At 63.4% G+C, this 22062-nt stretch carries 20 protein-coding genes; 8 read left to right on the top strand and 12 right to left on the bottom strand.

The window, feature by feature from the left end:
• Nucleotides 1–51 precede the first annotated feature (51 nt).
• From J7E82_RS02555 to J7E82_RS02565, 3 genes are read right to left on the bottom strand one after another with little or no spacing between them, the layout of a single operon-like run.
• Nucleotides 52–846 carry an ATP-binding cassette domain-containing protein gene (locus J7E82_RS02555; protein WP_214860037.1) on the bottom strand — a complete coding sequence of 265 codons (795 nt, stop codon included), beginning with the start codon at nucleotides 844–846 and terminating at the stop codon, nucleotides 52–54.
• Nucleotides 843–1889 (bottom strand): ABC transporter permease, encoded by a 1047-nt coding sequence (locus tag J7E82_RS02560; protein WP_214860039.1) that lies wholly within the window; start codon nucleotides 1887–1889, stop codon nucleotides 843–845. The genes J7E82_RS02555 and J7E82_RS02560 overlap by 4 nt, the downstream gene beginning before the upstream one ends.
• 24 nt (nucleotides 1890–1913) lie before the next feature.
• Entirely contained in the window at nucleotides 1914–3029 is a 1116-nt protein-coding gene (locus J7E82_RS02565; RefSeq protein ID WP_214860040.1) for a substrate-binding domain-containing protein, read from the bottom strand.
• Nucleotides 3030–3193: 164 nt separating this feature from the next.
• Between J7E82_RS02565 and J7E82_RS02570 the strand changes: the two genes are divergently transcribed.
• Together J7E82_RS02570 and J7E82_RS02575 are read left to right on the top strand one after the other, a co-directional pair.
• A complete protein-coding gene (locus J7E82_RS02570; RefSeq protein WP_214860156.1) occupies nucleotides 3194–4192 on the top strand; it encodes a LacI family DNA-binding transcriptional regulator in 999 nt (332 codons plus the stop codon).
• Between the two features lie 76 nt (nucleotides 4193–4268).
• Nucleotides 4269–4562, top strand: a complete 294-nt coding sequence (locus J7E82_RS02575; protein ID WP_214860042.1) for a putative quinol monooxygenase — start codon at nucleotides 4269–4271, stop codon at nucleotides 4560–4562.
• A gap of 90 nt (nucleotides 4563–4652) precedes the next feature.
• On the opposite strand, the gene J7E82_RS02580 is transcribed toward J7E82_RS02575, so the two are convergent.
• Entirely contained in the window at nucleotides 4653–7382 is a 2730-nt protein-coding gene (locus tag J7E82_RS02580) for a GH32 C-terminal domain-containing protein (RefSeq protein ID WP_214860044.1), read from the bottom strand.
• Between the two features lie 229 nt (nucleotides 7383–7611).
• On the opposite strand from J7E82_RS02580, the gene J7E82_RS02585 reads away from it, so the two are divergent.
• The 4 genes from J7E82_RS02585 (at nucleotide 7612) to J7E82_RS02595 (ending at nucleotide 10406) form a co-directional block, all read left to right on the top strand.
• Nucleotides 7612–7947, top strand: coding sequence for a hypothetical protein (locus J7E82_RS02585; RefSeq protein ID WP_214860045.1), 336 nt, complete (start codon nucleotides 7612–7614; stop codon nucleotides 7945–7947).
• Nucleotides 7948–8050: 103 nt separating this feature from the next.
• Complete coding sequence (locus J7E82_RS20465; protein ID WP_251041350.1) at nucleotides 8051–8800, top strand: hypothetical protein; 750 nt, start codon at nucleotides 8051–8053, stop codon at nucleotides 8798–8800.
• Nucleotides 8778–9779 (top strand): AbfB domain-containing protein, encoded by a 1002-nt coding sequence (locus tag J7E82_RS02590; RefSeq protein WP_251041357.1) that lies wholly within the window; start codon nucleotides 8778–8780, stop codon nucleotides 9777–9779. The genes J7E82_RS20465 and J7E82_RS02590 overlap by 23 nt, the downstream gene beginning before the upstream one ends.
• A 150-nt stretch (nucleotides 9780–9929) precedes the next feature.
• Nucleotides 9930–10406, top strand: coding sequence for an NUDIX domain-containing protein (locus tag J7E82_RS02595; protein WP_214860049.1), 477 nt, complete (start codon nucleotides 9930–9932; stop codon nucleotides 10404–10406).
• 74 nt (nucleotides 10407–10480) lie between these two features.
• Here the strand turns inward: J7E82_RS02595 and J7E82_RS02600 are convergent, their stop codons facing one another.
• The 3 genes from J7E82_RS02600 to J7E82_RS02610 form a co-directional block, all read right to left on the bottom strand.
• Nucleotides 10481–11617 (bottom strand): Vms1/Ankzf1 family peptidyl-tRNA hydrolase, encoded by a 1137-nt coding sequence (locus tag J7E82_RS02600; protein WP_214860051.1) that lies wholly within the window; start codon nucleotides 11615–11617, stop codon nucleotides 10481–10483.
• A 2-nt stretch (nucleotides 11618–11619) separates the two neighbouring features.
• Nucleotides 11620–11823, bottom strand: coding sequence for a hypothetical protein (locus tag J7E82_RS02605; protein WP_214860053.1), 204 nt, complete (start codon nucleotides 11821–11823; stop codon nucleotides 11620–11622).
• A 109-nt stretch (nucleotides 11824–11932) separates the two neighbouring features.
• Nucleotides 11933–12952, bottom strand: a complete 1020-nt coding sequence (locus J7E82_RS02610; RefSeq protein ID WP_214860055.1) for a PHP domain-containing protein — start codon at nucleotides 12950–12952, stop codon at nucleotides 11933–11935.
• Nucleotides 12953–13176: 224 nt separating this feature from the next.
• Here J7E82_RS02610 and malQ point away from each other — a divergent pair, with 224 nt between their 5' ends.
• Both malQ and J7E82_RS02620 read left to right on the top strand, forming a co-directional pair.
• Nucleotides 13177–15351, top strand: coding sequence for a 4-alpha-glucanotransferase (malQ, locus tag J7E82_RS02615; protein ID WP_214860057.1), 2175 nt, complete (start codon nucleotides 13177–13179; stop codon nucleotides 15349–15351).
• Nucleotides 15352–15512: 161 nt separating this feature from the next.
• Nucleotides 15513–15836, top strand: coding sequence for a hypothetical protein (locus tag J7E82_RS02620; RefSeq protein ID WP_214860065.1), 324 nt, complete (start codon nucleotides 15513–15515; stop codon nucleotides 15834–15836).
• Between the two features lie 35 nt (nucleotides 15837–15871).
• Here J7E82_RS02620 and J7E82_RS02625 read toward each other — a convergent pair whose 3' ends face one another.
• The 5 genes from J7E82_RS02625 to trxB form a co-directional block, all read right to left on the bottom strand.
• Nucleotides 15872–18637 (bottom strand): alpha-amylase family glycosyl hydrolase, encoded by a 2766-nt coding sequence (locus J7E82_RS02625; protein ID WP_214860073.1) that lies wholly within the window; start codon nucleotides 18635–18637, stop codon nucleotides 15872–15874.
• 111 nt (nucleotides 18638–18748) lie between these two features.
• Nucleotides 18749–19804 (bottom strand): beta-propeller fold lactonase family protein, encoded by a 1056-nt coding sequence (locus tag J7E82_RS02630; RefSeq protein ID WP_214860075.1) that lies wholly within the window; start codon nucleotides 19802–19804, stop codon nucleotides 18749–18751.
• A 3-nt stretch (nucleotides 19805–19807) separates the two neighbouring features.
• On the bottom strand, nucleotides 19808–20077 hold the full coding sequence (locus J7E82_RS02635) for a GlsB/YeaQ/YmgE family stress response membrane protein (RefSeq protein ID WP_214860077.1): 270 nt from the start codon (nucleotides 20075–20077) through the stop codon (nucleotides 19808–19810).
• 123 nt (nucleotides 20078–20200) lie between these two features.
• Nucleotides 20201–21031 carry an aldo/keto reductase gene (locus tag J7E82_RS02640; RefSeq protein ID WP_214860079.1) on the bottom strand — a complete coding sequence of 277 codons (831 nt, stop codon included), beginning with the start codon at nucleotides 21029–21031 and terminating at the stop codon, nucleotides 20201–20203.
• Nucleotides 21032–21079: 48 nt separating this feature from the next.
• Nucleotides 21080–22057 carry a thioredoxin-disulfide reductase gene (gene trxB, locus J7E82_RS02645; protein WP_214860084.1) on the bottom strand — a complete coding sequence of 326 codons (978 nt, stop codon included), beginning with the start codon at nucleotides 22055–22057 and terminating at the stop codon, nucleotides 21080–21082.
• Nucleotides 22058–22062 lie beyond the last annotated feature (5 nt).

Here is a 22062-nt window from a genome sequence, read left to right on the forward strand (position 1 = left end):
GCGGACGGAAGGAGGATGGAAAGGCTAGTAGGGGCGTGGGAGATTCCGCGGCTAGGCCGTGGCGGCGCCAGTCATGATCGCGACGGCGTCAGTCATGGTGTGCGACTGCGGGGTAATCGTGGCGGCGCACTTGCCGAGACGCTGGACGTGGATCCGGTCGGCGACGTCGAACACGTGCGGCATGTTGTGGCTGATCAGGATCACCGGAAGGCCACGGTCCCGCAGGTCCCTGACCAGCTGCAGGACCTGGTTCGATTCCCGCACGCCGAGTGCCGCCGTCGGCTCATCCAGCACCACGACCTTGGAGCCGAACGCCGCGGCGCGGGCCACGGCTACGGCCTGGCGCTGCCCGCCGGAGAGGTTCTCCACCGGAACGGTGACGTCCTGCAGCGTGGAGATGCCGAGGCGGGTGAGCTCATCCTTGGCCTTGCGGCGCATGCCCTTGGTGTCCAGGACGCGGAAGATCTTTCCGAGGGGTCCGGCGAGCCGCTCTTCCCGCCCGAGAAACAGGTTGGACGCGACGTCCAGGGCAGGTGAGACCGCGAGGTTCTGGTAGACGGTCTCGATGCCGTGGGCGCGGGCATCCTGCGGTCGCTTGAAGTGCACGGACTGGCCGGAAACCTTCAGCTCGCCCGAATCCGGCACCTCTGCCCCGGTCAGGCACTTGATGAGCGTGGACTTTCCGGCGCCGTTGTCGCCAATGATGGCCAGCACTTCGCCGGGGTAGAGGTCCAGGCTGACTCCGTCCAGGCCCACCACCTTGCCGAAGGTCTTCACGAGGTTTCGGGCCTGCAGGATCGGCTGGCGGAGCTCTGTCTTGGGGGTGTGAACGTCGGTGGAGGTCATGACTTCACCTTTCGGATCCACTGGTCGATCGACACAGCGACAATGATGAGCACGCCGACGGCGAGGGTCTGGAAGAGCACGTCCAGCCCGGCCAGTGACAGCCCGTTGCGGAAGACGCCCACGATAAGTGCGCCCAGGAGCGAACCCCAGACGGAACCACGACCGCCGAAGAGGCTGGTGCCGCCAATCACGACGGCGGTGATGGAGTCCAGGTTCAGGTCCACGCCGGCGTTGGGGCTGGCGGCGTTGGTGCGGCCGATCTGGATCCAGGCGCCGATCGCCAGGACGGCGCCCGCTGCGAGATAAACGCTCATCAGGACGCGGTTGACGGGGATGCCGGCCAGGCGGGCGGCTTCCTTGTCATCACCGACGGCGTACACGTGCCGGCCCCAGGCCGTCTTGCCGAGGATGAAGGCAACGGCGACGTAGAGCAGGAGCATCATGACCACGCCGGTGGAGATCCTGACCGGGCCCACCGGGAAGGTGCTTCCCATCCAGGTCAGCAGGTCCGGCATGCTGGAGCCGCGGACCGTCGACCCGCCCGAATAGAGCAGCGTCAGGGCGATGAAGATGTTCAGGGTTCCCAGCGTCACGATGAACGGAGGGAGCCTGAACCGGGTTACCAGGAAGCCGTTGAGGACTCCGGCGCCGAGTCCGACGACGAGTCCCGCCAGCAGTGCCAGCGGTGCCGGCATGCCGCTTCCTACCGACAGCTGCGCCACCACCATCGAGGCCAGGATCATGACCGCCCCCACGGACAGGTCGATGCCCGCCGTGAGGATGATCAGGGTCTGGGCGATGGCCAGGGTCCCCACAACGGAGACCTGCTGGGTGATGAGGGACAGGTTCTCGACCCGAAGGAAGCGGTCGTTGAGGAGTCCGAACACCACCACGGCGATCAGCAGTACGATCGCCGGACTCAGGGCCGGGTAGCGGTGCAGGATATTGCGGATGCGGCTGAGCGGCGTCTGCCGGTCGAGGAATTCCTCGGCGAGGTCGGTGTGCCCGGTGTCCGGCGGGCCTGCGGTCTGTTGCTGGGTCACGTTTGCTCCTGTCACGATAAGGGCTTACTTGCCCCAGCAGATCTGGGTGGCGTCCGTCGTCGTAATGCTCTTGACGCCGTCGGCTGCCTTGTCGGTTACCAGCTCGACGCCGGTGTTGTAGAAGTCAAGGCCCGGCGAGTTCTCGGGCTTATTGCCGGTCTTGGCCAGGTCCACGATGGCCTTGACGCCTAGTTCGGCCATCTTGACCGGGTACTGCTGGGCGGTGGCGCCGATGACGCCGGACTTGACGTTGTTCACGCCGGCGCAGCCGCCGTCTACCGAGACCACCAGGACGTCCTTTTCCTTGCCGGCCGACTTCAGGGCTTCGAAGGCGCCTGCTGCGGCGGGTTCGTTGATCGTGTAGACCACATTGATGTTCGGGTTCTTGGCGAGCAGGGTCTCCATGGCCGTGCGGCCGCCGTCCTCGGCGCCCTGGGAGGCCTGGTTTCCGACGATTTCGTAGTCGCCGCCCTTGCCTCCGGTGTACTTGCCGGTCTTGGCTTCGTCGCCGTTCTTCTTCTTGTCAGCGGTGTCGATGCCCAGGCCCGTGAGGAAGCCCTGGTCGCGGTTGTAGTCCACGGACACAACCTTGTCGTCGAAGAGGTCAATGAGCGCGATAGTGGCCTTCTTGCCGCCGAGCTGCGCCGCCGTCCACTTGCCGATCAGCTCGCCGGCGGCGAAGTTGTCGGTCGCGAAGGTGATGTCCGCGGCGTCGGCGGGGTCCGGCGGGGTGTCGAGGGCGATGACGAAGAGGCCGGCGTCCTTGGCCTTCTTCAGGGCGTCGACGACGGAGGGGCCGTTCGGGGTGATCAGGATGCCCTTGTCGCCCTTGGAGATGGCGTTTTCGATGGCCTGGATCTGGGTGTCTTCGTCGCCGTCGGCCTTGCCTGCTGCAAGCTTGAGGTCGACGCCGTCTGCCTCGGCAGCCTTCTTGGCGCCGTCCTGCATGGAGACGAAGAATGGGTTGCTGGTGGTTTTGACAATCAGCGAGACGCCGATTTTTTCGGAGGCCCCGGTCGTGGACCCAGTGGCGGACGAATTCCCGCCGCAGGCGGCGAGGCTGAGGGTGCCGAATGTCAGGACCGCGCCGATGGCGAGGGAGCGTACTGCGGTGGTTCGCTGGGATTTGGAACTCAACATTGAATCTCCTGGTTTCAGGGCACTTTGTGTACCTGACAACGATGTCATCACTGATGTAACCAAGCTCACAAGGTAGAGTCAAGTGATAACCAGTAATGAAGAGCGAGGAATTGACAACGATGTCTAATCGTTACCAGGCCGAGATCAGCAAGAACCGGCCCACTATGCGCCATGTTGCGGCATTGGCCGGGGTGGGCATCAAGACTGTTTCCCGAGTGATGAACGACGAACCCGGCGTTTCCGAAGCTACGCGGGAAAGAGTCCTCGGGGCGTCGCGGCAGTTGAACTACCAGCTGGACATGGCCGCCGGAAGCCTCCGCCGTGCCGGACGGCAGACCCTGTCCATTGGCCTGCTGCTGCCCAGCGTGGCAAACCCTTTCAGCAGCGAAATTCACCGGGCCCTCGAAGATTCGCTGACGGAACGTGGGATTGCGGTCTTCGCCGCAAGCAACGATGACGATCCGGAACGTGAAAAGGCACTCGTTGCGGCGTTCCTGGGGCGGCGCGTAGACGGACTGGTACTCACTCCGATTGCCAAGAGCCAGGCGTATGTCATCCCGGAGCATTCCCGCGACCTGCCCCTGGTCTTCATTGACCGCGAGCCAGTGGGAATCGACGCTGATGCGGTGGTCACCGACAATGCGGCGGGCTCTGCGCGGGCCGCCGCCCATCTCCTGGCCCACGGCCACCGCAAGCTGGCCTACCTCGGCGACAGGCCCGACATTCAGACAGCGCGGGAGCGGCGCCGCGGCTTTATCGAGGAACTGGGCAGGGCCGGCGTCGCGACTTCCACCGTTCCCGTCCGGGAGGGCCTGCACGATGAGGAGCTGGCGCGGCTCGCCGCCATCGAGCTCCTGACCTCCGACGACCCGCCCACGGCAATTTTTTCCGCCCAGAACCTGGTGACCTTCGGGGCCATGCGGGCCCTCCGGGAGCTGGGGGCCAACCACCGCGTGGCGCTGGTGGGCTTCGACGATTTCACCCTGGCAGACATGATGGAACCCGGGATCACGGTCATCGCTCAGCACCCGGAGCGGATCGGGAAGCTCGCCGCGGAGCGCCTGCTCGCTCGGATAGACGGCGACGACGCCGCTCCACAGACTTACGTTGTTCCCTCGGAACTGATCCAGCGCGGCTCAGGGGAGCTGCCGCCGTCGAACTGACGGCCACAGATTTACCCGTAACCACACCACCAAATCACCAACGACGCAATCACATCACTAAAGACAGGGGACATCCATGACCAAGACTCTTTATGCCGAATTCACCGTCAAGCCGGGCAGCGAGGAACGGGTTGCCGAAATGATGAGGGAACTCACCGAACAGGTCCGCCGGGAGCCGGGCAATCAGCTCTTCCTGCCCTACACGCGCGAAACGAACCCCCGGGAGTACTTCGTGTTTGAGGTCTATGCCGACAGCAATGCCTTCCAGGAGCACATCACGGCCGACTACGGTGCCACGTTCAATGCCGAACTTGCTGAGCACATCGAAGAGGACGGCTCAGTCCTGACCTGGCTCAACCCGCTCAACTGATCGCGCCTCGCTCCCACCCGGCTAGCTCGCATTTGTTGTCGCGAAAAGCCGTTTTAACGACAACAAATGCGAGTCACTTGGCAGGTTGGCTTATTTCCCGCTCTTGCTCTTCCCTCCGGCGTTGAGTGCCTTGAGCGATTCCAGGAACATCGACTGCCGCAGCGGAGTCACTGTGAGCGACTTGAGCTGCGCCGTGCCACCGTCGGCAAAGAGCGCAACCTGGCGCGCTCCTGCCTCCGGGAACACCTGGTCGGTGATGGTCCGCAGCCCGTCTTGCGCGAAGACTTCCACGGAGGACCTATCCACGTAGATCCGCAAGGTCACGTTGCCCTGGGCATCCACGGTTACCGGTGCCGAATCCACCGAGGTGAACAGTGGGTGGAAGGCTGTATTTCCGGAGTTTCCACGGTCGACATAGAGCTCCTTGGTGACCGCGTCATAGCCGATGACTGTTGAGGAATCGCCGTTGCCGAGAACCGTAATGCCCGACTTCGTGGCAGTTCCCGGGGCGAAGGTGACGTCGATCCGCTGGACCTGGCCGGACGCCGCAGACGGCAGGACGTGCGTTCCGGGAACGATCGTCCCGCCCACGCCGTCCTGGTAGCTCGGGGCGTAGGCCAGCCCATCCACCTGCTTCACTGCTTGCTGCGTGAGCCGCGGACCATCAGGAGTCTGCGTCAACCCGACCTCCCGCGGCAGCGACATCGCGCTCCTCCATGGCGAGGTGGGAATGCTGTTGGCATAGTCCCAGTTGTTCATCCATCCCAGCATGACCCGCTTGTCCTCGGGCATATTCCCGAACGAAACAGAGGCATAGTAGTCCCGCCCGTAGTCGAGCCAATCGTAGGTGTTGATGCGCGGGCTGGCCGGCTGGGCAGAGGCAATGAACTCATCAGCCAGGATGTGGCCCCAGCCGAAACGGTTGTTGTCGATGACCTTGATGCTGGCCTGCCGCCCCTTGAATTCGGCCACATTCCAGGACGCCCAGTCCAACACTTCGCTGTTGGCGCCAGTAGCTGAGCGGACCACCTGGCCGTCAACTACGAGGTTCACCGTGGTTTCGTCGGAACGTGGCACGGCGGCCTGATCCGTCAGTATGACATGATCCAGGGTGAGATGACCCCAGCCGCCGGTAGCCTGATCCACAATCCTCAGTTGCGCCGAGCCTCCCACGAATTCGGAGACGTCCCAGCCCTTCCAGTTGAGCTGCCCGGCGTCGTCCCCTGCCAGTGACCGGACCACATTGCCGTCAACCAGCAGTTGGGCTTCCAGCACCTGTCCGGTTTCGGGACTGCGGTGTCCGCCGCCCACGAGCATGCTCATGAAGTTGCGGGAGATCGTGAATGCTGGCGACGTCAGCGTGCCCTGCCGCTCATCGCCCGGGGCGCCTCCCGTTTCGAAGGTGTTGATGCGCTTGGCGCCGATGTAATAGTCGCCGCCGGCCGTGGCGGGCTGGAACGACGGCGCGAGGTCACCGGTGCCTGTCCAGCCGGCGTCCGCAAGGCTGCTGCCGTCAGGAACTTCGAACCCGTCGAACAGCAGGTCACCGGGCGGGGGAGTGTTGTCCAGCTTGTCTGAGACCCGCGGGTGCTGCCCCCCGCCCACCAGGAAATTGATGTAATCGCTGCCCACTGTGAACTGCGGTGACGTCATGGAGCCCAGCGGCCAGTCGAAATCGTTGAAGGAATTGATCAGTCCTGCCCCGGCAAAGCCGCCCACGATGTTCTGCCCGGGGAGCGTCCCCGCGGCGGGAGTGTCGGTGAACGGTCCGTTCTTCCAGTTGCCGGGCTCGTTGTTCACGGTCCAGCCGTTGTACGTGCCGTCATTGAACCCGGCCAGGACAGTGCCTGCGGGCAGGGCCTCCGCGGGCTTGGTGCTTTCTGAAGTGAAGGTGGTGCCGTCGAAGCTGCCCACAAAGTACTGTCCCGCCGAGCCGCCGGCCACTCCGCCGGGGTTGATGTTGACCACCATGACCCACTTGACGTTGTTCGGGTCGCCGTCAACGGCAAGGGGGAAGAGATCCGGGCACTCCCAGAGCCCGCCTGTGGCGTTGGCCGGCCCGAATTCGCTGAGGGCAGTCCAGTCTTTAAGGTTGCTGGACTTGTAAAGATGCACCTTGTGGTCCAGGGCCTCGACGGCGGTCATCACCCAGTAGCCGCCGCCGGATGGCGAGTTGTACCAGAACACTTTGGGATCGCGGAAGTTCGCGGAGTTCCTGTTCAATACAGGATTCGCGTCGTACTTGGTCCAGGTCTGGCCGTCGTCCAGGCTGTAGGCCAGCGACTGCGCCTGGAGGCCACGGTAGGGCGACGCCTCCTTATAGGCACTGGTGTAGATCGCCACGAGGGGCGGATTCTCCGCGGTGCCGAAACCCGAGGAGTTGTCCTTGTCCACCACCACGCTGCCGGAGAACACATCCTCCTGGTCATCCGTGGAGATGGCCAGCGGCTGCTCCTTCCAATGGACAAGGTCCGTGGAGGTGGCATGCCCCCAGGACATGTTTCCCCAAGTGTTTCCCGATGGATTGTGCTGGTAGTACAGGTGGTAGACACCCTTGTGATAGACCATCCCGTTGGGGTCGTTCATCCAGTTCTTTTCCGGCGAGAAGTGGAACGCCGGCCGATAGGGCTCCTGGCCCAAGGTGCTGCCGGAAGCGGCGCTAGAACCGCCTGCGGGACTCCCGACGTCGGACTCTCCCGCCGTCGCCGGTCCGGCTCCGGCCAGCGTTCCCGCCAACGTCAAACCCGCTAGCGTCAAAGTCGAAAAGGCCTGCAGTTTTCCTGTTCGTTTCCTGTGCATACTTCTGAAGTCGCCCTTCATCGCGCGTGTCTCCCCATGTAGACAACGTTGTCAGTGTGAGGAACGCTAAGTTAAGTCCAGAAGACAAGTCAACGGATTTTCCCCTTTCAAACTGTTTGCATGGAGTGATTGCTCTACTAAAGGCATTCGTCGATTGCTGTAGACACCGTTGTCGGGCGCGCGCAGTCACGTCGAGAGTAGGCCAGGCACCCGCTGAACCCCGGCAGTTCATGCTTGTTAGGCTGGAAAAATGAAACGACGCCTTATTGCCCTGTCCGTAGTACCCGCACTGCTGCTCCTGGTGGGCTGTGGAGAGGTGGAACAGGCCGCAAAGGATGCTGCCGGCTCAGCCGCGTCTGGTGTCGCCAATGCCGCTGCTGAACAGGTCAAGGGCCAGATCTGCAAGCTGGTAGAGGATGGGCTCGTATCACTGGAGGACAAGAATGTGCTCACGGGCCTAGTGTCTGCTGCCGATACAGCCGGCCTTCCTGACAACATCACCAAGCCGCTGAAGGAAATCGCACAGGCGGGTGACCAGGCGCCGGAGGCTTCCGTCGTAGAACTGAAGAAGGCCTGCGAAGCGTAACCCCCTTCCCTCTTGAACGTCCGTCTTTGGCATGTGAGTATTGGCCCTAGATGGGATAACGATTTCCCATTTGCGCGCCCTCGACTCGATCGAATGGAAGTCAATGACGACGAATAAATCTGAACGCCATTACCCTTCTCAGCCAGGCACCGCAATCTCACGCAGGTCACTCATCACAGCAGCCTCCCTCTCTGTACCACTGGCGGCGTTCGGCGCCTCCAGTGCCTTTGCGGCCAAGGACCCGTCAACCAGGCCCATTCGCAAAGCTCCCGCCACCGCTGCCACGGTGGCGTCCACGTATGCACACCCCGGCCTGGCTCACACCTTGTCCGACATCGAGCATGTGTCGGCGAAGGTGGCCGCGGGCATCAACCCCTGGACAGGAGGCTGGAACCGTCTAGTGGCCAACGGCCGTTCCAGTGCCGGATGGCAGCCACGTCCCCTTGCAACAGTCATTCGGGGCGGGACGGGTGAGAACTACGTGCAGATGTACCTCGACATCCATGCCGCCCACCAAAACGCCCTGCGGTGGCACATCTCAGGCGACCCGGCGCATGGGGCGGCCGCCGTGCGGATCCTCAACGCCTGGTCGGGGATGTTGACGACGGTCACCGGCAACGCAGACCGGTACCTGGCTGCAGGCATTTACGGTTACCAGTGGGCCAACGCGGGCGAACTCATGCGAGACCACCCCGACTTCGCGTTTGAGCGTTCCGCGAATGCTGCTCACGATCTTCTACCCCATGAACGAGGATTTCCTCACGAACCACAACAACGCGGTCATCACCAACTATTGGGCCAACTGGGACCTCTGCAGCATGGCCTCGATCATGGCCATCGGCATCTTCGCTGACCGCGATGACCTGGTGGGCCGGGCCGTCGAGTACTTCCTCAACGGTGCCGGGAATGGCTCCCTGATGCACGCCATACCCTTCGTCTACGAAGACGAGGGCCTTGCTCAGTGGCAGGAGAGCGGCCGCGACCAGGGGCACACCATCATGGGCATTGGGCTTATGGGAGTTTTTTGTGAGATGGCCTGGAACCAAGGTATCGACTGCTACGGACAGGACAACAATCGGTTCCTCAAAGCTGCAGAATACGTTGCGAAGTACAACCTCGGGTATGACGTGCCGTTCACTCCGTACACCTGGCAGTCGGGTCCCTCGAGCACAGCTCCCCATGTGGGCTGGCAGACGCAGACAGTTCCAGGTGCTGGCTCTCGCGGGCAGGCCCGTCCGGTCTGGGACCAGGTTCTGGGACACTACGCCGGGCGCCGGGGGCTCGACGCTCCGTGGGTCCGGCAGATGGCAGAGAGCCTGCGCCCCGATGGTGGAGGGGGCGATTACGGAATGACCTCCGGTGGTTTCGATGCACTGGGATTCGGCACACTCATGCAGTATTCGGCCCAGACAGGCCGACGCATCGCCCGCCTGCAGTCCTTCAACTTCCCGGATCGCTATGTGCGGCACTCGGGTTCGACGGTACGCCTCGAGCCGACCGCCTTGCCGCTTGGGGACTCCCAGTTCCGCGTGGTTCCTGGACTGGCCGGGCCAGCTGACGGTCGCATCTCGTTCGAGTCCGTGGATATGCCCGGCTATTTCCTGCGCCACGCGAACTACCAGTTCGGCCTCGTCGCGAATGACGGGTCGGCGCAGTTCATGGCCGATTCAACCTTCCTTCCGGTTGCGGGGCTGGCCCACTCCAGGCTCACATCGTTCCGCTCGCACAACTTCCCCGATCGATACGTGCGCCACAGCAATTACGGTCTCAGGCTGGATCCAGTGGTGACCGACCTCGACCGGGCCGAGGCTACGTATCGGATGGTCGACTGAGCGACCCGACGGCGTCGTAAATAGAGAGCCGTAAAAGAGTCTGCTCCAACTCCCGACGGCGGGTGCGCTACACGCGCGCCCGCCCTCCGGAGGGAGCAGCTGACTGAAAAAGCCTGACGTTCACCGATAGCCTTTGGGGTAGGAGGGCATATGACAGTTCGAAGCGCAGGCATACTGCTGTACCGGCTGAACGCTACAGCTCAAGTGGAGTTTTGGATAGCCCATATGGGCGGACCCTTCTGGGCCCATAAGGACGATCGCGCCTGGTCTATTCCAAAAGGCAAATATCTCGACGACGAGGATCCGTTGGTGGCCGCCCGGCGTGAATTCGCCGAGGAAATGGGCACTCCAGCGCCCTCCGCCGACTACGAACTGCTAGGCAATTTCCGGCAACCCTCAGGCAAGATCATCACTGTGTTCACCGCCGAAACAGACTTCCAGCCGGAACGGATCGTGAGCAACACATTTCCCCTGGAATGGCCGAAAGGATCCGGCGTCGTCGGTGACTTTCCGGAGATCGACGACGCCGGATGGTTCAGCGAGGCTGAGGCTCGGACCAAGCTGGTAAAAGGCCAACAGCCGATCCTCGACGCGCTCATCAAGCAGCTTGGAAACCGCGACACCTGACGTGGAAGGATTCCGGCCCCTCAGGACCAGGTTTCCGGCCAGGATCCGGTTCAGCCTCAGGATCCGGTTCAGCCTCAGGATCCAGGAACAGCGGGTCCTGTCGGCCAGCGGAGCAGCGCGGCGACGTTGACGCCGTCGGGCAGGGCGGCTTGCGGAACCAGCAGGATCCGGGCATCGGTCAGGGCCGCTGCCCGCAGCAGGACCGCAGGCGCCGGCACCCGGCCGAGGACGTTGGCATTCAGGCTTTCCCCTTCGTCGGTGGCGAGCCATGGTTCGGCGTCCAGTGCGAGGAGCTCATGGTCAGAAAGCCCGTCATCCGTGAGGAGCAGCAGCTCCACCTGGGCTTGCTGGAGCGCATGCACGACGGCGCCTATGCCCGTTGCCGATTCGGGATTGGCCTGGCCTTCCTGCTCGGCAAGGCGTCCGATGACGTCCTCGTGCTCGGCTGCCCATAGTCGGGCAATGCTTTGCTCGATCTCCTCATTAAGGAGCTCCGGGTCAGCCCCTCCCGTATGCGTGTGGGAATCCACCACGGACAGGAGCGCTTTGCTCGGTTCGGAGAGCTGATCCGCAACGAGGCCACGGGCCCTGATGTCGCCGGCAAGCACGAGCAGCCGAGCATTGTTTTGGGCGATGACCCTGTCGATCTCTCCAGCAACCTCATCGGCGTTCCGGCGCCAGATTTCCTCCGTCCGGTGCTGGAACCTGCCTTGGGACCAGCCGCCGCCCGGGACCTTCTTCAGGTTCTCGCTGGTTCCCTCGACTTCGCGGACGTCTGCGGGCTGGCGGCGGCCGGCGAAGTGCAGGCGGATTTCGGCGTCGTCGCGACCCACTTCCGCCACCACATAGGGGAACTCCTCCAGCCCATGCTTGACGAGCGGCAGGAGATCCGGGACCGGGTCAATCGAAATCCTTTCGGGAGTGACAAGGGGTCCGGGAAGGATCTTGTTGAGCTCAGTATTTCCGTCCCGGACGAGGACGAATCGACTGACAGGGTTCGCTTCCCCCACGGCAGGCTTGAGCGCCTGTTCAATCGCTTCCAGGTCCTTCTTGCCCGCGCCCTTCGCCTCCAAGGCATCGTGGACATTGTCGGGCGTCACGTCCGTGGCCTCGAGGGTGTCAACTGTTCCGGTTCCGGCATCCACATAGACCAGGCACCACGGACCTTGTTTACGGTATAGATCTGCATATTCCTTGAGGCTGACACTCATGGTCATTCCTCTTCGCCTGTGGTCGTTTCAGCGTTAGGATCCGCGGCGTCCTGAACTTCCTGCGGATCCGTATCATCCGGGAAAGGCTCTGTTTCCCTGAATTCTTCAACATGGGCTGGCTGATTGCCCTTGACCATCCCTTGGGTTTCCTGCTTCATCTTGTCATCCAGATGAGGCCCGTGGGTGGTGTTGCCTCGCTCGGCCATTTCGATCTCCCTTCAATGCGATTCACTGCACATCTTCGATCAATCTATTGCCCACCTTAACACCGCAGGATGGCGGCTTGAAGGCCCCGCTGGAACCCGTATTTCAGTCCTACCTCCCGGCGCGGGACCACTCCAGCAGCTTCTCCACAGTCCAGGTCGTGACGATGCGCTCGGCGGGAACGCCGTTCCGCGCGGCCCGTTCGGCACCATACTGGAGGAAGTCCAACTGGCCGGGAGCGTGGGCGTCGCTGTCGATGCTGAAGAGGCAGCCGGCGTCGAGGGCCAGCTGGATGAGGTCGTCCGGCGGGTCCTGCCGCTCAGGACGTGAATTGATTTCGACGGCGACCCCGTTCTCGGCGCAGGCGGCGAACACCTTCCCGGCGTCGAACTCCGATTGGGGACGTGTGCCGCGGCCCCCCGTCACGAGCCTCCCGGTGCAGTGTCCCAATACGTTCGTGTTGGGGTCCTGGATGGCACCTAGCATTCTCCGCGTCATCACGTGCTTGTCCGAGCGAAGCTTGGAATGCACGCTCGCGACCACCACATCCAGCCTTTCCAGCATCTCCGGGGACTGATCCAGCGTCCCGTTCTCGAGGATGTCCACCTCGCTCCCGGCCAGGAGCCGGAAGTCCGCATGGGCGCTGTTGATCTCGTCGACGACGTCGAGCTGCTTTTCGAGGCGCTCACGGCTGAGGCCGTTGGCAATGGTGAGGTTGGGGGAGTGGTCAGTCAGTGCCAGGTACTGCCGGCCCAGGAGCCGGGCGGCATCCACCATCACCTCAATCGGCGAGCCGCCGTCGGACCAGTTGCTGTGGCTGTGCAGGTCTCCGCGCAAAATTTCCCGCAACTCGACGCCGCCGTCGGCCAGGGGTTCGGCGCCCCGTTCCCTCAGCTTTTCCAGGTAGCCTGGCACTTCGCCGTCGACAGCCTGGCGGATGACCTCGAAGGTCCTGTCTCCGATCCCCTTTGTCCGTTTGAGTCGCCCGTCCCGTACGCGCACGGCCAGCTCCTCCGGGTCAATGCCGGCGATGGTGTCGGCTGCTTTCCGGAACGCCTGCACTTTGAAGCTGGGGGCCAGTTCGCGTTCAAGCCAGAAGGCAATCTCGTTGAGGGCGGCAACGGCATCCATTGGTCCATCTTGCCCTAAAGGACACGCCAAAGGGCTGGTCCGAAAGGCTTCACACTCCGCGCCCCGCTGGACGGTCCCGTCACGCAGCCTGCAATAATCGGAACCAGCCGCTGTGCGGGGCTGGAAGGTCAGCGCCACAGAGCGGGCAGTTGCAGCGTAAGTTCGGACGGATCACCCTAGACGAGGCGGACATGGCCAACACTCCTACCCAGCAGGATGCATTGATGCCGGAAACAGCGATTTCGGCAGCTCCCGAAATTGCCGACATCAATCCCGAGCTTCTCCACAGGCTTGCTGACCGGCATGGAGTCAGGACCGTGTACCAGGGCTGGAGCGGAGAGCCGCACGACGTCGCCCCCGAAACCCTTGTCAAAGTCCTTGCTGCCCTCGGCGTAGCGGCACACAACAACAGCCTCATCGAACAGGCCCTGATCGAGGCGGAGCTCGCACCATGGCGGCGGATGTTGCCTCCCGCCGTCGTCATCCCGGCAGGATCCCCGACGGCGGTCCCGGTCCACGTTCCAGACGGCGCCCCAGTGCGCCTGACGATCGTTACTGAAGACGGCCGCGAGCTGGAGGCCCGGCAGCAGGAGGTGTGGGTTGAGCCGCGGGAAGTGGACGGTGTGCTCATCGGCCAGGCCACGTTCGAGGTCCCGGAGGTCCTGGAGCTTGGCTGGCACACCCTGCGGGCAGAGTCCGACGACGCCATCGCCGAGGCAGCGCTGGTTGTGGTGCCCGCCAGGCTTGAAACCGCCGCGGACCTGGAGTCGCGGCGTGGCTGGGGCCTGGCGACCCAGTTGTACTCGGTGCGCTCCCGCCGCTCGTGGGGGATCGGTGACTTCGCCGACCTTGCGGAGCTGGCAGCGATCGCCGGAGCCCTGGGAGCGGACTACGTGCTGGTGAATCCCCTCCATGCCGCCGAACCGGTCCCGCCCGTGGAACCGTCTCCGTATTCGCCTTCCACCCGGCGCTTCTTCAATCCGCTGTACATCAGGGTGGAGGCCGTTCCGGAACTGGCCTACCTGAGGCCGAAGAAGAGGGCGCAGATCGACCAGTTGGCCGAGCAAGCCCGGGAGCTCAACAAGGATGGCGAGCGGCTTCACCGTGACCAGGTCTACGCCGAGAAGCTGGCAGCTCTGGAGATGCTCTACCACGTTCCGCGCACTCCGTCCCGACAGCAGGCTTTCGAGGAGTTCTGCCGTTCGGCCGGGAGGGGCCTGGATGACTTCGCCCTGTGGTGCGCCCTTCGCGAGGACCGTACCCCTGACGACCCGCTATGGCATGATCCCGCCTCCGCCCTCGGAACTCCACTCGCTGAAGGGCTGCGGCAGCAGCTGGCAGCCCGGATTGATTTCCACCGCTGGCTCCAATGGATCTGCGACGAGCAGCTCGAGGCGGCCCAGGAGGCGGCAAAGCGGGCGGGCATGCGCCTGGGCGTCGTGCACGACCTCGCCGTGGGTGCCGACCTGAGCAGCGCGGACGCCTGGACCCTCCAGGGCGTGCTGGCGCCCGGCATAAGCGTGGGTGCGCCGCCGGACATGTACAACCAGCTTGGGCAGGACTGGCACCAGCCGCCATGGCATCCGACGCGGCTCGCCGAAGCCGGCTACCAGCCTTTCCGGGAAATGCTCTCCACAGTGCTGCGCCATGCGGGCGGCGTGCGCGTGGACCACATCCTGGGGATGTTCCGGCTGTGGTGGGTGCCGGAGGGAAACTCACCCCGCGACGGCGCGTACGTCCGGTACGACCATGACGCCCTGATTGGAATCCTGGCGCTCGAGGCACACCGCGCAGGCGCTGTCATTATTGGGGAGGACCTGGGCGTCTTCGAACCGTGGGTCCGCGACTACCTGGCGGAGCGCGGCATCCTGGGCACTTCGATCCTGTGGTTCGAATATGACGAAGCCGACGGCGAGTCGCCGCTGCCGCCCGAACGTTACCGGTTACAGGCGTTGTCCAGCGTCAACACCCACGACCTCCCGCCGACGGCCGGCTACCTGGCCGGTGACCATGTTGACCTGCGCGCGCGCCTTGGCCTGCTGGAACGTCCTGTGGAGGAGGAACGCGCCGAGCACGAGGCCAGCCTGGAGAAAATGTTCGTCCTGCTTCGGGAACGCGGCCTGCTGCCCGGGGACGGCCCAGTCAGCGAGGAGCAGCAGGTAGAAGCGCTCCACAGGCTGCTTGCCATGTCGCCGTCCTGCCTCCTGGGCGTCGCCCTCGTGGATGCCGTGGGGGAGCGGCGGGTGCAGAACCAGCCGGGAACGACGTCGGCCCTGTACCCCAACTGGCAGGTCCCGCTGGGGGATCCGCATGGCCGACCCGTCCTGATCGACCAGCTTGAAGGGAACGCCAGGTTCAACTCGCTCCTGGCCGCAGTGGATGAATCGGTGCGGGAGTAAGGGCGTCCGGGAAGTAGTTCTTCTCCTCCCGGGACTTCTTCTGCTCCCTGCGACAACGCACTAAAGTAGTAGCTGAACTCTTTCGCTTATGCAGTCCGGCGGTCCCAGCACACGGTCTTCCCAGTACTTATCACTCCAGTACTTATCGCCAGGAGAGAGCTATGAATTCGCCTCAGATCAGACTGTTCCTCCGTGACTGCATCGTGCGCGACGAAACCACTGATGACGCCCTGGACCTGGATGCTGCTTATGGCCTTTACGTCAGCTGGTGCGTCCTGAACCGGAAGATTCCCGTCCCCGACCATACCTTCCGTACGGCCCTGCATCTGGAAGGCATCCGGCCCAGGAAGCAGGGACGAACGCACATTCTGCCCGGATTGCGCATGACCGGACCCGCCGCCACAGACTACATCCTGAACAGTTCCCCCAACTGGGCGGAAGGCGATCCGATTGACGGTCAGCCTTTCGCTCCGGCAGCGGGGTAAGCGACCCCGCTGCCCGCCTTACCTTCCAGCCCTGACTACCCTGAGGTGATGACGTGCGTCCTGTGGTCGTAGGTGAAGGTCACGGATCCACCGGGGTGCTCAAGCACAATATTCGAGCCGTTGGGCGCACCATCCTGCCCGTAGTTCTCGTCCCAGGATCCGTTGATGGCTGCCTTGTATTCATAGGTTCCCGGTGGCAAATCGGCGGTCAGGCGCCACACCCGCTCTGCCTCATCCAAAACCATGAACGCGGCTTCGCATGACGGCTGCCAGTCCGCCGGGCAGCCCATTTCCGAGTTGAGGCTGCCTGCGACGGTTACGGAATCAGGTTCAGGTGCGGGTCCCACGGTCACCGTCCGGACATCGCTGACGACGTCGAACCCGGACACGCTCATGGTGGCCCTGTACTGCACCTGGGTACCGTCCGCCAGGCCTAAAGTGTCGAGGTCATCGAACGCGCTGTACACAGGGGAGGAAGAGTCTGTGCCGAGCGGCGCCCATGGTCCGCCCGAAATACTTCGTTCCAGGCTGACCACGTAACTGGCCTTTTCCGGGTCTGCTGTGGCGCTGACCTGGATCCGACCCTCCACATTGGTCCCCTCGGCCGGCAGCTGCATCGCCAGCATTGGCGCCGGGACTGTGGCGTTCACAGCTGGGCTTACCGAAGTATGGCCACCGTTGTCCAGGACCACAGCGCGGTACTCCACCGTCGTACCGGAGTGGAGCGCCGCGGCGTCGTGGAACACCTGGTACGGAGCGTTGTCGTCAGTGCCGATCGACTCCCACGTACCGCCCGCCGTCCTGGCCTGGAAGGTGACCTCGTAGAACGAGGTCCCGTCGACGTCGGCCGTCACCTTCAGTTTGCCGTTGTCTCCCTGCGCCGCCACAGGGTGCTGGAGCGCGACGGCGGGTGCCTCCTTGGAATGCGGAATCCGGCCCGCAGACTCATACACCACTGCCGAGAGCGGGGGAACAGTGACGCTGAGGGTGCCGTCCTCAGCAGTCTTGGACTCTGCCGCTGCATCCCCATAGACGCGGGTGAAGGTGCGCTTGGAGACGTAGGTGGGAATGGAAGCGGTCTGCGGTGACTCACTGTTGTTCAGCGCCACCACGTATTCGCGCTGGTCCCGGCTGTCGATCCGTGAGAAGGCGTAGATCCCCGGGCCCTCGGAGGCGTAGCGATGCTGGTGTGCGCCATTGCGCAGGGCCGGATGCTCCTTGGCCAGGGCGGCAAGTTCGCCGATCTTGGCGTAGAGCGGATGGGTGGTGTCGAAGTTGTCCTTGGCATGGGTGGCGTCCGTGCCCAGCAGGTCGTCGTCGAGGTACTCCGGCACCTGGCTTGCGAACAGGGTCTGCCGGGCGTCCTGGTCCCCGCCGGGTCCGGTGAAGCCCTGCTCGTCCCCGTAGTAGATCACCGGATTGCCGCGGGAGAAGTACATAAGTTCATGGGCCAGCCGGTCCCTGGCAAGCTTCTCATCGTCGCCGGCGTCCGGGTTGTCAGCCCCCACGAATCCGCCGATCCTGCCCATGTCGTGGTTCCCCAGGAAAGTGGGCAGCTGGTACACGTTGGAGTCCGCGTCCGTGTACCAGTCATCCCCCGCGAAGAATGACTCCAGCCGGCGGGCATCCTGGCCGCGCGAGGCGAAGTTCCTCGCCGCATCCTGGAACGGGAAGTCCAGCACGGCCTGCATCTTGTCGCGCGTGGTGAAGCGGGAGGTGAAGGCCTTGGAGGTGTCGAAGACCTCGCCAAACATGAAGAACTCGTCCTTGCCCTGCTGCCAGGCATAATCCAGGACATCCGGGCCAAACTTCTGCCAGAACTCGTCATTCACATGCTTCATGGTGTCGATCCGGAAACCGTCCACCCCGAAGTCCCCGATCCAGGTCTTGTACACGTCGATCATGCCCTGGACCACGCGCGGGTTCTCGGTGAAAAGGTCATCCAGGCCGAAGAAGTCGCCGTAGTAAGCGTCCTCACCGGCGAACGTAGTGTCTCCGCGGTTGTGATACAGGGTCGTGTCGTTAAGCCAGGCCGGCACCTTGAGGTTCGATTCGGCGGGTTCCAGGACTGGCGTGTACGGGAACGATACGGCGGGATCCAGCGCCGGGAACTCCGCGGTTCCCGCATAGTCCCGGTCGTCGAAGGGGTCCCCGGCTGCGTTCCGGTACGGCTCTTCGTCCTTCGCGACGTAAGCCTTGCGGGCGCCGCCTTCATAGCCGATGACGTCGGCGGTGTGGTTGGTGATGATGTCGAAATAGACCTTCATACCCCGCGAATGTGCGGCGTCGATGAGGGACTTGAGCTCGGCATTGGTGCCCAGGTGCGGGTCGATCTGGGTGAAGTCCGTGATCCAGTAGCCGTGGTAGCCAGCCGAGTTGTCCTCGGGCTGCACCGCCTTGTTCTTGAAGCTCGGAGTGAGCCAAATGGACGTGGTGCCCAGGCCCTGGATGTAGTCGATCTTGTCCAGCAGTCCCTTGAGGTCACCCCCGTTGTAGAAGCCCTTGCGGGTGGGATCGAAGCCCGACACCATCGGGTCGGAACCCAGCCCGCCGTCGTCGTTAACGGCACTGCCGTTATTGAAGCGGTCAGCCATGACGAAGTAGAAGTTCTCGTCCGTCACGGGTGCGCGGAGCGAATGCTGGGCCTCAGGAGTTGTTGGATCCGGCGTGCCGGGGGCGGCAGCGGCTGGAAAAGCCACAAATCCAGAAACCAGGGCAGCGGCAAGCAGGGCGGCTGAGGATCGGATCGCCAGGATTCGACGACGGTGGGCGGGTCGGGTGAGGCTGCTGGACGGAGACATAACGGGAGACCTTCCGCTAAGCGACGCTGCTTTGTCCGGGATGAAGGATGGCTGGTGCGGGACTGTTCGGGGGCAGAAAGCTGGATCGGGAGCTAGTAGGGGCGGTGCCGCCTAGCCTGCCATAATCAAAACGGTAGGGGAACCCATGCGGATGCGGCTGTGGGGAACTCCCGGCAGGCCCGTGGCGGGGTCCAGCGGGAGGGTCACAAGATCATGCGAGCGTTCGTGTGCCACGTGCAGCCAGCCGTCCCGGACCAGATGATGGCGGGGATGGTTGCCGCCGCTGGGCACGTCCCCTACTGGAATCAGTCTGGTGCCATCGGCCTCCACTTTGAGGGTGGAGATGCGGTTGGAGCCGCGGATGCCGGTATAGACGAAACGTGCGTCAGGGGAGAGGGCAATCTCGGCGGCGGAATCGCCTTCACGGGCACCGCCATGGGTCGCGGGGCCAACGCTGAGGAGACTAAACCTCCCTGCTTGATCGGCTTGCAGCACTGCGATCTCGACGGAGTATTCCGTCACAACAAATACGGTCCCGGAGGGGTGCTGAACGAGGTGCCTTGGGCCGCTGCGGTAGGGGAGGGCAACGTCATGATCAGAGACCAGCCCTTCGCCAGGGGAATGGTGCCAGACCCGAACGACGTCGAAGCCGAGGTCCGTGGTCATAATCCGGCCACCGGAAAGCATCAGGCTTGCGTGCGCCCGGCTGGTCCGGTCGGTGCTGGTACTGGAATGGGGGTCCTTGGCAGGGGCGGCCGGCAGGCGGCGGACGATCCCGCCGTCGTCGTCTAGTTCGTACAGAATGACGGCACCGTCACCCCAGCAGGTGACCACGAGGAATCGAGCTGCCCTATCGACGGCAACGTGGCAGGCAGCCTCTCCAGCCGGCCACGGCTCCCCGGCCGGTTCCAGCCGGAAGTCCCCGAGGCGGCGGTAGGCCTGGACAGTACGCGTGAATTCGCCGACGACATAGACGAGAGGGAGGTTCGGGTGGACGGCAAGGAAGGAAGGCGACGCGGCTTCGGCTGCCGTGCCGAGGGGGACGAGACGGCCGTCGGCCTTTGCTACGACTGCACCAATACCCTCACCCTGGCCGCCACTATCGGAAGTGTAGGATCCGGTCCAGAGGAGGGTATCGGTGTTGATTCTGCTATTGGGCGCGGTCACGGCTTAGCGTGAGCGCGTCCGGTTCCTGGTGATGAGTCCCCAGATCAGCAGCACGATCAGGGCGCCGCCGATGGCGAGCAGCCAGGTCTGGAGGGAGAAGAATTCCTGGAGCGGTGCATTGAACAGAACGCTGCCCAGCCAGCCGCCGAGAAAAGCACCGACGACACCCAGAAGCAGTGTTACGAAGAATCCGCCGCCCTGGCGGCCCGGAAGTATGAGTTTGGCGATGGCACCAGCTATCAGTCCCAGGATCAGAAATGCGAAGAAACCCATGATGTTGCTCTCCTTGTTCGTCAATCCAGATGTATGCGCATTTTGTACGCCATGAATAATAGTAATCATGCTTATCAATTTGAAGCCAGTGAGGCCTGCCCGACTTCCGCAGGCGCAGGCGCTTCAATGGCCCTGGATGTCTGAATCCACTCCGGCGTCCTGACCCGCATCCAACGTTGCGAGCGCCTGCATGTCCTCGGTGTCGAGCTCGAAATCGAAGATGCTGATGTTCTCCTTCATGCGTTGCGGATTGGCCGACTTGGGAATGGGCACCAGCTCCTCCTGGAGATGCCAGCGGAGCACTACCTGGCCCGGCGTCTTTCCATGTTTCCGGGCGATGCGGTCCAGCACGGGAGCGTTGAGCAGGTCCTTTCCAGCGCCGAGTGGACTGTACGACACCGAAACGATGCCGTAATGGTCGTTGAACGCGCGGGAGTCGATGCGGGTGATCGAAGGGGTGACTTGGATCTGGTTCACCGCGGGCACTACCGAGGTCTCTTCGAGCAGGCGTTCCAGGTGGGATGGCTTGAAATTGGAGACGCCTATCGAACGGACTTTGCCTTCGGACTGGAGACGCTCGAAGGTCTTCCAGGTGGAGACGTATTCGTCGCGCTGCGGCAGGGGCCAGTGGATGAGGAGCAGGTCCACGTAGTCCAGGCCCATGCGCTTTAGGGATCCGTCAAGGCCTTCAATGGCGCGGTCCTGGCCCTGGTACGCGCCATCAAGCTTGGTTGTGACGAACACTTCGCCTCGATCGATGCCGCTGGCGCGGATTCCTTCTCCCACTCCAGCCTCGTTGCCGTACTTCACGGCCGTGTCGAAGTGGCGGTACCCAAGCTCAATAGCCTGGACAACGGCCCGGGCCACCTCGCCGTCATTCAAAGGCCATGTGCCCAAGCCGATTTGGGGGATGCTGTAGCCGTCGTTGAGGCGTATCCGTGGTGCCGTTTCCATACAGGAAGTCTTTCCTATCGCCCTTGGTTTGCACAGCCCCTTCTCCTCCTACGCGTGCGTCGGTTCCTCCACCAGGGCGGTTGCGATGCTGTCGGCGTCGTCCAGGGCGGCGAGGTAGCGTTCGGCGTCCAGGGCCGCGGAGCAACCCGTACCGGCGGCGGTAATCGCCTGGCGGTAGCGGTGGTCAACGGCGTCACCGCAGGCGAAGACGCCGGAGATGTTAGTGACGGTGGTGGGGGAGTCCACCTTGATGTAGCCCTCGGCGTCCAGATCCACCTGGCCTTGAACGAGTTCAGTCCGAGGAACGTGGCCAATCGCCACGAATATTCCTGTTGTTGCATGTTCACGGGTTTTGCCCGTTCGAGTGTCAGTCAGGGTCACGCCGGTGACCTTGGAATCGCCATGGATCGCGGTCACGGCGGAGTGCCACTGGAAGCTGATCTTCGGATTGTCCTTGGCGCGTTGGGCCATGATTCGGGAGGCTCGCAGTTCGCCTTTGCGGACCACGACGGTTACGGAGCGGGCGAAACGGGTCAGGAATGTTGCTTCCTCCATAGCGGAATCGCCGCCGCCCACCACGATGATGTCCTGCTCGCGGAAGAAGAAGCCGTCGCAGGTGGCGCACCAGGACAAGCCATGGCCGCTCAGCTTCTTCTCCTCCGGCAAACCCAGTTCCTTGTAGGCCGAGCCTGTGGCCAGGATGACGGCGAGCGCTTCATGGGTCTCACCCGCCCCGGTGACCACGCGCTTCAGGTGGCCCTTCAGCTGCACGTGCGTGGCGTCGTCGAACACCACTTGGGCATCAAAGCGCTCCGCCTGTTCCTGCAGGCCCTCCATGAGCTCCGGGCCTTGGATACCGGACGGGAAACCCGGGAAGTTCTCAACGTCAGTCGTGTTCATGAGGGCCCCGCCGGCGGTGACGGAACCTGCCAGGACCAAGGGTTTAAGGCCGGCACGGGCGGCATAGATGGCTGCGGTGTAGCCGGCAGGGCCGGATCCGATGATAATCAGCTGCTCTGTGCTCACGTCAG

Source organism: Arthrobacter sp. ISL-30 (genome assembly GCF_018613855.1).
Lineage (GTDB): Bacteria > Actinomycetota > Actinomycetes > Actinomycetales > Micrococcaceae > Arthrobacter.